We start from the raw sequence: 858 nt of genomic DNA, 5'->3' as shown, positions 1-858 counted from the left end.
CCCTTTCTATTTTATAAAAAATTTAACCTTATCTCGGTCTTTCTACTCAGAAAATTGACAATGAAAGACCGAGATAAGGTTAAATTTTTTATAAAATAGAAAGGGCTGCTTTTAAATAAGCGGTCCTTTTTTTATTTTAGCTCAAATATTCATTTTGATGAAAATATATGTTGTAAGCGGTCTTGGTGCAGATTTTAAAGTTTTGGAAAGGCTGCAGTTTCCAAAAGAGCATGAAGTTGTTTTTATCGATTGGCTGATTCCCGAAAATAATGAACCGTTCAGCTCTTATGTTGAAAGAATGGCAGCAAAGATAGATGTTTCTGAGCCTTTTTATCTTTTGGGATATTCTTTTGGCGGAATTATGGTGCAGGAAATTAATATGCTGAAAGCGGCAGAAAAAGTAGTGATTCTTGGAAGTATTAAATCTGATAAGGAAAAATCACGACTGATCCGGATGGGAGAGATTACTAAAATCCCTAAATATATTCCTGTGAATTTTTTTAATCTTAAAACTTTAGAAACTTATTCTGTTTTCAGAAAATTCTTTGATCCTAAAAACCCTAAAGTCAATCAATATTTCAGAGTTACCGACCCTTATTATCTTAAATGGTCTGTTGAGCGTATTTCTGAATGGAAATTTGAGCAGAAAAATAATATCATCCAGATTATGGGCGACCGTGATATCGTTTTCCCTATTAAAAATTCAAAGCCTGATTATATTATTAAAGGCGGAACGCATCTTTTTCCGGCAACCAAGTATAAGGAAGTTTCTTTATTGTTGAATAAAATTTTTGTTTGAGAGCCTGTTTAAATTTATTGGAAAAACGCAAAGACGCAAGATTTGATATTGATAAAAGT

Annotated in this window: 1 protein-coding gene; it reads left to right on the top strand. The window is 32.1% G+C overall.

All coding sequences use genetic code 11. The annotated features are described in order from the left end of the window. Nucleotides 1–157 precede the first annotated feature (157 nt). The gene (locus tag AB4Y90_RS18075; RefSeq protein ID WP_441558943.1) at nt 158–799 is read left to right on the top strand and encodes an alpha/beta hydrolase; all 642 of its coding nucleotides are present in this window, start codon (nt 158–160) and stop codon (nt 797–799) included. Nucleotides 800–858 lie beyond the last annotated feature (59 nt).

The sequence above is a fragment of the Chryseobacterium sp. 2TAF14 genome (genome assembly GCF_052115105.1).
Taxonomy (GTDB): Bacteria; Bacteroidota; Bacteroidia; order Flavobacteriales; family Weeksellaceae; genus Chryseobacterium.
This window is presented reverse-complemented; position numbering and strand designations above follow the sequence as displayed.